The organism is Providencia sp. 21OH12SH02B-Prov (genome assembly GCF_027362595.1).
In the GTDB taxonomy this organism is placed as follows: Bacteria; Pseudomonadota; Gammaproteobacteria; order Enterobacterales; family Enterobacteriaceae; genus Providencia; species Providencia zhejiangensis.
Genome location: NZ_CP114796.1, coordinates 1,031,840 through 1,043,890 on the forward strand (window position 1 = coordinate 1,031,840; position 12,051 = coordinate 1,043,890).

The window sequence follows — 12,051 nt, forward strand, 5'->3', positions numbered from 1 at the left end:
CGACCTTTCAGCGTTGTGCGGTGCTCGCGATGCTCATGTACTGAATGTACATTCCGCTCGCTGTGCGCCTACGCCTTGAAATGTCTTAGCTCGCACTTTCTCAAAAGTGCTGGCCATAAATAATGATTAAACTAATTCACTGAGTTAGTTTAACAATTATGCTCTTTAACAATCTGGAACAAGCTGAAAATTGAAACAACGCACATTGTTTATCGCTTAAACAATGTGAGAGTCTCTCAAAATTTCAAACCTGAAATTTTCGGTCATTCAAACGAGTGGCATGAGCGAGCAGTGTGAAATTCGCGGCGTAGGAGCGCAGTCAGCGCAGCGTACATTGGTACGTGAGCATGACGAGCACCGCGCAACAAAGAATTTCACCACGCACAGCCATGACAGTTAGGTGATCGTTGAAACAATTTCGGGTTGTGAGGTTAAGCGACTAAGCGTACACGGTGGATGCCTAGGCAATCAGAGGCGATGAAGGACGTGCTAATCTGCGAAAAGCGTCGGTAAGGTGATATGAACCGCTATAACCGACGATGTCCGAATGGGGAAACCCAGTGCAATTCGTTGCACTATCGTTTGATGAATCCATAGTCAAACGAGGCGAACCGAGGGAACTGAAACATCTCAGTACCTCGAGGAAAAGAAATCAACCGAGATTCCCCTAGTAGCGGCGAGCGAACGGGGAGCAGCCCAGAGTCTTAATCAGCATCAGCATCAGGAGAACGGTCTGGAAAGTCCGGCAGTAAAGGGTGATAGCCCCGTATCCGAAGGTGTTGGTGTTGTGAACTCGACGAGTAGGGCGGGACACGTGTTATCCTGTCTGAATATGGGGGGACCATCCTCCAAGGCTAAATACTCCTGATTGACCGATAGTGAACCAGTACCGTGAGGGAAAGGCGAAAAGAACCCCGGCGAGGGGAGTGAAATAGAACCTGAAACCGTGTACGTACAAGCAGTGGGAGCACCTTTTAGGTGTGACTGCGTACCTTTTGTATAATGGGTCAGCGACTTATATTCTGTAGCAAGGTTAACCGTATAGGGGAGCCGTAGGGAAACCGAGTCTTAACTGGGCGATTAAGTTGCAGGGTATAGACCCGAAACCCGGTGATCTAGCCATGGGCAGGTTGAAGGTTGGGTAACACTAACTGGAGGACCGAACCGACTAATGTTGAAAAATTAGCGGATGACTTGTGGCTGGGGGTGAAAGGCCAATCAAACCGGGAGATAGCTGGTTCTCCCCGAAAGCTATTTAGGTAGCGCCTCGTGAACTCATCTTCGGGGGTAGAGCACTGTTTCGGCTAGGGGGTCATCCCGACTTACCAACCCGATGCAAACTACGAATACCGAAGAATGTTATCACGGGAGACACACGGCGGGTGCTAACGTTCGTCGTGAAGAGGGAAACAACCCAGACCGCCAGCTAAGGTCCCAAAGTTATGGTTAAGTGGGAAACGAAGTGGGAAGGCTCAGACAGCCAGGATGTTGGCTTAGAAGCAGCCATCATTTAAAGAAAGCGTAATAGCTCACTGGTCGAGTCGGCCTGCGCGGAAGATGTAACGGGGCTAAACCATGCACCGAAGCTGCGGCAGCGACATTTAGATGTTGTTGGGTAGGGGAGCGTTCTGTAAGCCTGTGAAGGTGTGCTGTGAGGCATGCTGGAGGTATCAGAAGTGCGAATGCTGACATAAGTAACGATAATGCGGGTGAAAAACCCGCACGCCGGAAGACCAAGGGTTCCTGTCCAACGTTAATCGGGGCAGGGTGAGTCGACCCCTAAGGCGAGGCAGAAATGCGTAGTCGATGGGAAACAGGTTAATATTCCTGTACTGGTGATAATTGCGATGGGGGGACGGAGAAGGCTAGGCTGGCCGGGCGACGGTTGTCCCGGTTTAAGGATGTAGGCAGGTGAATTAGGCAAATCCGGTTCACTACATGCTGAGGTCTGATGACGAGTCACTACGGTGGCGAAGTAGCTCATGCCCCGCTTCCAGGAAAAGCCTCTAAGCTCTAGATTATCATTAATCGTACCCCAAACCGACACAGGTGGTCAGGTAGAGAATACTCAGGCGCTTGAGAGAACTCGGGTGAAGGAACTAGGCAAAATGGTGCCGTAACTTCGGGAGAAGGCACGCTGGCGCTAGGTGAAGTCCCTCGCGGATGGAGCTGAAGCCAGTCGCAGATACCAGCTGGCTGCAACTGTTTATTAAAAACACAGCACTGTGCAAACACGAAAGTGGACGTATACGGTGTGACGCCTGCCCGGTGCTGGAAGGTTAATTGATGGGGTTATCCGTAAGGAGAAGCTCTTGATCGAAGCCCCAGTAAACGGCGGCCGTAACTATAACGGTCCTAAGGTAGCGAAATTCCTTGTCGGGTAAGTTCCGACCTGCACGAATGGCGTAATGATGGCCAGGCTGTCTCCACCCGAGACTCAGTGAAATTGAACTCGCTGTGAAGATGCAGTGTACCCGCGGCAAGACGGAAAGACCCCGTGAACCTTTACTATAGCTTGACACTGAACATTGAGCCTTGATGTGTAGGATAGGTGGGAGGCTTTGAAGTGTGGACGCCAGTCTGCATGGAGCCAACCTTGAAATACCACCCTTTAATGTTTGATGTTCTAACGTGGCCCCATCATCTGGGGTGCGGACAGTGTCTGGTGGGTAGTTTGACTGGGGCGGTCTCCTCCCAAAGAGTAACGGAGGAGCACGAAGGTTGGCTAAGCATGGTCGGACATCATGCGGTTAGTGCAAAGGCATAAGCCAGCTTGACTGCGAGAGTGACGGCTCGAGCAGGTACGAAAGTAGGTCTTAGTGATCCGGTGGTTCTGAATGGAAGGGCCATCGCTCAACGGATAAAAGGTACTCCGGGGATAACAGGCTGATACCGCCCAAGAGTTCATATCGACGGCGGTGTTTGGCACCTCGATGTCGGCTCATCACATCCTGGGGCTGAAGTAGGTCCCAAGGGTATGGCTGTTCGCCATTTAAAGTGGTACGCGAGCTGGGTTTAGAACGTCGTGAGACAGTTCGGTCCCTATCTGCCGTGGGCGTTGGAAGATTGAAAGGGGCTGCTCCTAGTACGAGAGGACCGGAGTGGACGCACCACTGGTGTTCGGGTTGTCATGCCAATGGCATTGCCCGGTAGCTAAGTGCGGAAGAGATAACCGCTGAAAGCATCTAAGCGGGAAACTTGCCTTGAGATGAGTCTTCCCTGACTCTTTAAGGGTCCTAAAGGAACGTTTAAGACTAAGACGTTGATAGGCTGGGTGTGTAAGCGTAGCGATACGTTGAGCTAACCAGTACTAATGAACCGTGAGGCTTAACCTGACAACACCGAAGGTGTTTTAGAGAGAACGTTGTGAAGCGCACACAGAGTGCGAGAAATTAGCTTGTTCAAGATTGCTGTTCTGGTTGGTGCAAGCCAACGGGAACAAAAACCGAATTTGTCTGGCGGCAATAGCGCGGTGGTCCCACCTGACCCCATGCCGAACTCAGCAGTGAAACGCCGTAGCGCCGATGGTAGTGTGGGGTCTCCCCATGTGAGAGTAGGGAACTGCCAGACATTAAATTAAAGACTTATTGCGAAGCGATAAGCAGCCGTTAGGCGAAAGAATAGTGGAGCGGTAGTTCAGTTGGTTAGAATACCTGCCTGTCACGCAGGGGGTCGCGGGTTCGAGTCCCGTCCGTTCCGCCACTTATTAAGCCCCGTGAGATTTCTCACGGGGCTTTTTACTATTTGTAAAATCAGTTTTGCTCTGCAATTTCTTTGCTCATGCTTTCCTTATTTAGCCGTTATAGTGAATGATAAGGAGGCATCTTGTAATATTCTATAAAGCACTCAAAAATGGTTAGTATACAGTCATTATAAGGGGGGTTAGTCTTAACTTCATAAGATATAACATGATAGCTTTGATATACTACAAGCCATGTCGTTTCTAAACTTGTTAGAATACGGTTAACTTCTCATTTTTGTAGGGATTTAAAACGTGGCGAAAAGAACCTATTCTGTTAGATATATTGCAGGTCAACCCGCTAAACGTATCCAACCCATGCCTGTACATATGTTAGGAGAATCATTACCCGTCGGATTACCTTTATTTGCAGCAGGTGAAACCTTAGATGTTCTGACATGGAATATTTATAAGCAGCAACGTCCAAATTGGAAGATTGTGCTAGATGAGCTTGTTAAAGGTAAAAAGCTGATCCTACTGCAAGAAGCACAAATGTCCCCAGAGCTTGTTTCATTTGCGGCATCGCATCAATTAATTGCAGACCAAGTGCCTGCTTTGCCTTTCTCTCCGCATCCTGCTGGCGTAATGACACTTGCGACTTCTCATCCTATATATTGTTGTCCACTACGAGAAAAAGAGCCTTTATTGCGTTTAGCAAAATCTGCATTAATAACGGTGTATCCGCTGCCGAATGGAAAGCATCTGATGGTGGCGAATGTACATGCGATTAACTTTAGTTTTGGGGTCGATGTTTACACACGACAATTAAGTAAATTAGGTGACCACATTGCTAAACATGTTGGTCCTGTATTGCTAGCTGGTGACTTTAATGCTTGGAGTCGGCAAAGAGTGAATGCATTAAAACGCTTTGTGAGGAGTGTTGGGTTAAAAGAAGTTGGCTATGATCATGACCAACGAACTAAAGCCTTTGGAAGACCTTTAGATTACTTATTTTATAGAGGGCTGAAGGTAAAGGATAGCTATGTTACAAACACCGATGCTTCGGACCATAACCCGATTATAACTCAATTTGAACTCGTTTAGCTTTATTGGCGTTAACCGTCTCTTTTTCTAATTGTTATTTTCGCCTTATACTTTAGTGGTATTCTTATTATGAAGAAGTGAGTTTAATATCTTCAACTCTTCTTTATAGCACCTTTCTCGATAGACTCGTTACCCCGATTAAGAAACCGGTTAGTAATAGTCAAGTTAATATTGATAAGAGCAAAAAATAGCTCCCCCATCCCGTTCATTGCTGCATCTCGAATCTTTTATCGTAAAGGTATCATTAAACCAATTACTGCCAATACAGAGACGATTTGGCTATTGATATTTGAGATAGGGATTAATGGCATATTGCGATTATAAAGAGATATATAGAGTAATAGATAAGCAACACTATCTTATTATCCATAATATTGGAGATGAAAAAATTTTATAAGATGTATTATTTCATTGTTAAATTGTTGGTCGTTACAGAGGGCGCAATAAACAAATCTAAAAAAGAATATTATTATTTCATTAAGTGATAAATTATATGATTAATTATAATTAAATTGATTCTCCATCGGTTGATATATTTATCATTGTGATTAATATATATTTTTTAAATTAACATTAATTGCCAAATATATGAGTGGCGAATTATTGAATATCAGCTATATTTACTTAGTCATACGCTGTCTATTTAAAAACTATTTAAATATAGGTGGTTAATAATATGAAAAATATCATAATAGTTGGTGGTGGGACAGGTGGTACAATGTTAGCCAACATTTTAGCTAGGAAATTAAATAACGATATTTTTGCTAAGAAAATAAAAATAACATTAGTTACTGATAATCCTATTCATTATTACAAACCTGCCTTTATGTATATAGCATTTAATTTGTTTTTTAAAGATGAGCTAAGCCGTCATGAGCGTTCATTATTAAGGCCAGAAATAGATTTGGTTATCGATAAAATCGATGCATTTGATTTTAAAAATAAAGAGTTAAAATCACGTAGTGGTAAAGTTTTAAATTATGATTATCTTGTTATTGCAACAGGATGTGTTCCTAGACCGGATAGAATTGAAGGATTAAAAGAAATAGGTCATCATTTTTATGCTTATGATCCCGCGAGAAAATTAGCCGATCAATTATCTAAAATTGAAAAAGGTCGGATTTTTATAACGGTATCTTTTCCTGAAACACCGAATGTCCCTCATCAATGCGGTATTGCGCCCATGGAAACAACGCTTATGCTAGATGAATTTTTACGTAAGCGGCGTGTGAGAGATAATATTGAGATTGTCTATACTTACCCTACAGTATCTCAATTATTACGTAATTGTCTTTTCCTTCAACAACCTGTTTGTGAAGCGATTCCTGAAATTTTTAATATAAAGAATATTAAATCTCAACGTGGCTTTACTTTAAGTAAAGTTGACCCAGATAAAAAGGTCGCTTATTCAAAAGAAGGTGATGAACAGCCTTTTGATATTTTAATTAGTACGCCGCCAATTACTGCGGTAGAAGCCGTCGTGAATACAGGTTTAAGTGAACATAATAATGGTGAAGGTTGGTTGCCAACTGATCATGAAACGCTACAAGTTTACGGTACGGAAGGTGTCTATGTTATTGGTGACACTGTTGATTTACCCATAAGTAAGGCGGGTGGTAGCTGCCATAATCAGGTCATGTATTCAATCTGGTGATTAATCTGTAATATAGGGTAATTTATCGGAGAATATTCATGGCTAAAGTCGATGTAAGGTGCCCATTTTGTCAACAAACTCCCTCAGTGAAAAAACATGGCCTAGGGAGTACAGGTCATCAACGTTATCGTTGTCAAGACTGCTGCCGAAGCTTCCAACTCGACTATGAATATCGTGCCTGCCAGCCCGGTACCAAAGATAAAATTATCGACCTAACGATGAATAATGCCGGTATTCGTGATACCGCTAGAGCCCTTCATATCAGCATTAATGCGGTTGTTCGCACTTTAAAAAACTCTCGCCGAAGCAGGTAACCTCTTTACCCCTTGATAATCTGCACATTGAACTCCTTTGCGAAGTCGATGAACAGTGGTCTTTTGTGGGTAATAAGAAGCAACAACGCTGGCTTTGGTATGCGTGGGAGCCCCGCCTAAAACGGATAATTGCTCATACGTTTGGTCGTCGAAACAAAAGGACTCTTCACCAGTTACTGGCTTTACTGTCTAGGTTTAATGTGGCTTTTTGGTGCACGGATAAGTTCAGTGCTTATGAGATATTGCCCAAGCAGAAACATGTGGTAAGTAAGTTTTATACGCAACGAATAGAAAGAGAGAATTTGAACCTGAGAAACCGCTTGAAGCGCCTTAACCGTAAGACGTTAGGTTACTCGAAGTCACCTGAAATGCATGACAAAATCATCGGTACATTCATTGAACGCGAATACTACCTATTATGATGATCTCTATATTGAATACACGACCCATAATCAGGCTGCAATTATCGCTGATAATATCGTTGGCGAATTGACTTACGGTTACCCAGCGGCAATTTATGACGGCCGAGTTCAAGCTGTTGCACAAATGGGGCTAAATGCAGGGATGCCTTTACAGTACGACTATAAACATGATGTGTTGCCGATACCTGCGACTAAAGTGGGGGGATTGCTCCGAAATGGTTTCAATAGGGGAATTTATTGGGCTGCTATTCGTGGATTAGTGTAGGAGGGTCATGATGATGTCAAATGAAAATACACAAGCGAAACTTATTGAATTACTTAATTCAGAGTCTGCGGATCATTTAGCTGAAAAAATTTCACCACTTCTACATTTAAAACGTTTGGACAATATTGTTGACCTGTTGTCTTTACTGTCTGACCTTGTGGATATTCTCGATTTAGGCACAGTTGAAAAATTAGCTAATTCATTTGAAGACACGTTAACGCCGGTTTGGGAGTTAGGAACAGCGTATAACATGGCTAAGATGGAAGCTATTTATGATAATAAAGATCAAAGTTTTCGTTCGGTTTATAGCTTATTAAAAGATCCAAATACATTACGGGGAGTGAGCATCCTATTAAGGACCTTGCAGATTATGGGGTCTAGGATACCTCAATCCAGTGACAAGTAATTTTAGGAGAGTGGTATGAGCTTAGATACAAAAAATGCATTTGATACTCGTATAATACACAGCTTTTATAACCAGAGGGAAAATAAAGGTTCATTAATACCACCTATATACCAAACTGCAACCTATTCGTTTAAAGATGCAGAAGAGGGAGCAGCTTGTTTTAGTGGTGAGAAAGAAGGTTTTATCTACACAAGAATTAATAACCCAACCTTAGATTTATTAGAAAAGAGAATTGCTGATTTAGAAGAGGGAGAAGCCGCGATTGTGTTTTCTTCAGGTATGGGGGCCATTACGTCAACTTTTTGGTCTTTAATGAATCCTGGGGATGAATTGTTGGTCGATATGACTGTTTATGGTTGCACTTATTCTTTCTTTCATCACGGATTGGAACGATTTGGTGTTCGTGTGCGTCATATTGATATGAGCAACCTTGAAACTGTAGCGCAATCAATCAGCGAAAATACGCGTATGATATTCTTTGAATCACCCGCTAACCCTGATATGCGTTTAGTGGATATAAAAGCCGTCAGTGAGCTAGCTAAAAAAAATAATATCATGGTCGTCGTGGATAATACGTATTGTACCCCTTACTTACAAAAGCCAATAACATTAGGTGTTGATATTGTTATTCACTCGCTGACTAAGTACATGAGTGGCCATGGTGATGTCGTCGCTGGCGCAGTGATTACGACAAAAGAGATAGCCAAACAAATTAGGTTAGTTGGCTTAAAAGATATGACAGGGGCATGTTTATCGCCACATGATGCGAGTTTGATTATACGCGGGATGAAAACGTTACCTATTCGCATGGAGCGTATAGTGAAAAATGCTCAGCGAATCGCACAATATTTAGAATCCCATCCGCAGATTGAGTTTGTGGTCTACCCTGGTTTAAATAGCTTTAAACAGTATGAATTGGCCTGCCGGCAGATGAAGCTGCCAGGTGGGATGATAGCATGCGAAATAAAAGGTGGGATTGAATCAGGTAAGCGTTTTTTAAACCGCTTAAATCTGTTTTCTCGGGCTGTAAGTTTAGGGGATTGTGAATCTCTAGCACAGCATCCCGCCAGTATGACTCATTCGACGTATACACCTGAAGAACGATTATTTTATGGCATTAGTGATGGCTTAATTAGATTATCGATTGGGTTGGAAGACGTTAATGATTTGATAGCAGACCTTGATCAAGCTCTGCAATTAGAAAGTTAAAAGAAAACGCCCCTGAAGTTTAGCAGGGGCGTTATTTGATGTTGTGTTCTATTTAATGCGCTATGGTTAATTGTTATTTGTTTGGTTATGTTGGAATGAACGCATAATAAAATAGGCGACAGTGAGTATTACAACCCAAATACAGCCAACCAGTAAAGCCACTTGTGTTTCTTTAAAGAAGCCAAGTAATGCGATAACAAATACCATAAATGCAATTGTTATTGCAGGACCTATTGGCCAGAATGGCACTGGGAATTTAAGTTTCTTAACGTCTTCTTTGCTCATTTGTCGGCGCATCGCAACTTGCGAAAGCAAGATCATTAACCATACCCAGACAGTTGCAAAAGTCGCAATTGACGCAATAATCACGAAAATTCGCTCAGGTAGAAGGTAATTTAGATAGACACCGAGGAGCATGACAACGGACATCACAAGCACGGTCACCCAAGGTACACCATTGCGGGTGAGTTTAGTGAAAACTCTTGGGGCTTGTTTATCTTGAGCCATACCATACATCATTCGACCCGCACCAAAAATATCACTGTTAATGGCGGAAATCGCCGCGGTAATCACCACGATATTAAGTATGTTGGCAGCAGAAGTAATATTTAAGCTAGAAAAAATTTGTACGAATGGACTGCCATTTTGCCCGATTTGGTTCCATGGGTAGATGCACATTAAAATAAAGAGTGTTAATCCATAGAATAACAAGATACGAATCGGCACGGCATTGATTGCTTTCGGGATGGTTTTTTCTGGGTTTTGTGCTTCACTTGCTGTGATACCAATGACTTCAATACCACCAAATGCAAACATGACAATAGCTAAAGAAGCGATGACACCCGCGATGCCATTCGGCATGAACCCCCCGTGTTCCCAGAGGTTTTGAATACCAACAGCATGGTCAGTTTCTTTGCCAAAACCATAAAACATTAAGAACGCACCACCGACAATCATTGCAATGATCGCCGTGACTTTCACGATGGATAACCAGAATTCTAGCTCGCCGAATATTTTAACGTGGCATAGGTTTAGTGCACCAATAAATAACACAATGCTTAGCACCCATATCCATTGGTCTACATGCGGGAACCAAAAGCCCATATACATACCGAAAGCGGTGATATCCGCTAGGCAGACAACAAGCATTTCGAAAACATAGTTCCAACCAGTTAAAAAGCCAGCTAGTGGGCCCATATAATGGCTTGCATAGTGGGAGAATGAGCCTGGAACAGGGTTATGAACAGCCATTTCACCGAGCGCGCGCATGACCATAAAAACGGCGGCCCCACCAATCATATAAGCAATTAAAACGGCTGGGCCTGCTGCTTGTATCGCTGACGCAGAACCATAAAACAGGCCGGTACCAATCGCTGACCCTAAAGCCATAAAGCGAATGTGTCTGACACTCAATCCCTTTCTGAGTTGATTTGTTTTACTACTTTGCATTTTGTTTCCTGTCTTAAAATTACCGAATATTGTTCCGGTTTTTTCTCTATTAGATGCACTTTGTTGAAACCAAGCTGATTACATTACCATAAAGCGTATGGTTCGCGGGATAGATATCTTGCAATATACGCGCCATACACCAAATTATATGAGGTTCACGGGGCGAAAAGATTTTGAACGAATAACGCGTGCAGTTGAATGGGACATTCTCGTTGTCGTTCGCATGCAACTTGCATGCGTTAGAGTATATAATACGCATGAAGCTGACAATGCTAGAGAGAATTATGAAATACCCAATTAATGAAATTTTTCAAACGTTACAAGGGGAAGGTGTGTTTACTGGCGTTCCCGCCGTATTTATTCGCTTACAAGGCTGTCCTGTGGGATGTAGCTGGTGTGATACAAAACATACTTGGGATAAAGACGCTGACAAAGAAACAACCCTTGGCGATATCGTCGTGAAAACGATGGATACAGATTCATGGTCGTTGGCCAATAGCCATGAATTGATTGCTCTTATGCATAAGCAAGGGTATACGGCAAAACATATTGTCATTACGGGTGGCGAGCCATGTATTTATGACCTCGTACCTCTGACGACGGAATTAGAAAACCAAGGTTATCAATGCCAAATTGAAACCAGTGGTACGTATCCTATTCAATGTTCCAGTCAAACCTGGGTGACGGTGTCGCCAAAAGTGGCTATGAAAGGTGGGTTACAGGTACTGACGGAGTCAATCAATCGAGCGAATGAAATCAAGCATCCAGTTGCGCGTGAAAAAGATATTGAAGAGTTGGATAATTTATTATCAAAACGCACAGAAAAAAGTGCTGCGGTTGTTGCGTTACAGCCGATTAGCCAAAAAAGCGCAGCCACTAAGCTATGTATTGATACCTGTATTGCGCGAAATTGGCGACTTTCCATTCAAACACACAAATATCTCAATATCGCCTGATGTGCCGCGATGTTCACGGCATATCAGTGAATGACTATTCGCCGCGATAAATACATCCAGCATTACAGGTTTCTTTCACCGTTACGGCGCTTAATAAAGGTAATAGGGGTTTGGTTTTATGCCAAATCCAACTTGCCAAGACTTCACTGGTTGGGTTTTCGAGGCCTTCAATATCATTTAAATAATAGTGATCGAGCTGATCTAAAATTGGCTTAAACGCTTCTTTAACATCACTAAAATCAATTAGCCAGCCTGTTTTCTCATCGATTTCACCTGTGAGCTCTAGTCTCACTATGAAAGAATGTCCATGGAGGCGCCCGCATTTGTGACCTTCAGGAACATAAGGAAGCCTATGGGCTGCTTCAAAATGAAAATCTTTATAGATACTTGTTCTCATAACCAACTCCGTATAAATCAAAACGCAGTGTATTCTACTGAAATTTGTGCTCGGAGCATCTTATTTTATCGAATTATTGCTAACCATTTTTATGAGTATGATTCACTAGCTATTTTCATTAGGCTTTTTAGCTATTAGTTATGGCGATCGTTTCTTATCCCGTTTAGCAAGGGTGTTATAACCTGACAAACTATCG

7 protein-coding genes, 1 tRNA gene, 2 rRNA genes and 2 pseudogenes are annotated in these 12,051 nt (G+C 42.9%); 10 read left to right on the forward strand and 2 right to left on the reverse strand.

Going from position 1 to position 12,051, the window contains the following annotated elements:
* Positions 1-429 precede the first annotated feature (429 nt).
* From O7C57_RS05045 to megL, 9 genes and pseudogenes are all read left to right on the forward strand, one after another.
* A 23S ribosomal RNA gene (locus tag O7C57_RS05045) occupies positions 430-3,335 on the forward strand.
* 119 nt (positions 3,336-3,454) lie between these two features.
* A 5S ribosomal RNA gene (rrf, locus tag O7C57_RS05050) occupies positions 3,455-3,570 on the forward strand.
* A gap of 55 nt (positions 3,571-3,625) precedes the next feature.
* A tRNA-Asp gene (locus O7C57_RS05055) sits at positions 3,626-3,702 on the forward strand.
* Positions 3,703-3,994: 292 nt separating this feature from the next.
* Positions 3,995-4,783 carry an endonuclease/exonuclease/phosphatase family protein gene (locus O7C57_RS05060; protein ID WP_163860776.1) on the forward strand — a complete coding sequence of 263 codons (789 nt, stop codon included), beginning with the start codon at positions 3,995-3,997 and terminating at the stop codon, positions 4,781-4,783.
* Between the two features lie 676 nt (positions 4,784-5,459).
* Positions 5,460-6,416: pseudogene (locus O7C57_RS05065) on the forward strand (NAD(P)/FAD-dependent oxidoreductase); the annotation flags it as partial.
* Positions 6,417-6,475: 59 nt separating this feature from the next.
* Positions 6,476-7,173, forward strand: a protein-coding gene (locus tag O7C57_RS05070) for an IS1 family transposase (RefSeq protein ID WP_269723143.1) whose coding sequence is annotated in 2 segments (ribosomal slippage) — positions 6,476-6,725 and positions 6,725-7,173 — 699 coding nt in all. Because the reading frame shifts where the segments join, the coding sequence is not laid out codon by codon here.
* A gap of 25 nt (positions 7,174-7,198) precedes the next feature.
* Positions 7,199-7,438 (forward strand): annotated as a pseudogene (locus tag O7C57_RS05075) (NAD(P)/FAD-dependent oxidoreductase); the annotation flags it as partial.
* A 13-nt stretch (positions 7,439-7,451) separates the two neighbouring features.
* The gene (locus tag O7C57_RS05080) at positions 7,452-7,844 is read left to right on the forward strand and encodes a hypothetical protein (protein ID WP_154623490.1); all 393 of its coding nucleotides are present in this window, start codon (positions 7,452-7,454) and stop codon (positions 7,842-7,844) included.
* Between the two features lie 15 nt (positions 7,845-7,859).
* Complete coding sequence (gene megL, locus O7C57_RS05085; protein ID WP_154623488.1) at positions 7,860-9,053, forward strand: methionine gamma-lyase; 1,194 nt, start codon at positions 7,860-7,862, stop codon at positions 9,051-9,053.
* 66 nt (positions 9,054-9,119) lie between these two features.
* Here megL and O7C57_RS05090 read toward each other — a convergent pair whose 3' ends face one another.
* Positions 9,120-10,502, reverse strand: coding sequence for an amino acid permease (locus O7C57_RS05090; protein ID WP_154623487.1), 1,383 nt, complete (start codon positions 10,500-10,502; stop codon positions 9,120-9,122).
* 284 nt (positions 10,503-10,786) lie between these two features.
* Here O7C57_RS05090 and queE point away from each other — a divergent pair, with 284 nt between their 5' ends.
* Positions 10,787-11,458, forward strand: a complete 672-nt coding sequence (queE, locus tag O7C57_RS05095) for a 7-carboxy-7-deazaguanine synthase QueE (RefSeq protein ID WP_154623486.1) — start codon at positions 10,787-10,789, stop codon at positions 11,456-11,458.
* Positions 11,459-11,492: 34 nt separating this feature from the next.
* On the opposite strand, the gene queD is transcribed toward queE, so the two are convergent.
* Positions 11,493-11,855, reverse strand: a complete 363-nt coding sequence (gene queD, locus O7C57_RS05100) for a 6-carboxytetrahydropterin synthase QueD (protein ID WP_269723733.1) — start codon at positions 11,853-11,855, stop codon at positions 11,493-11,495.
* Between the last annotated feature and the right edge of the window lie 196 nt (positions 11,856-12,051).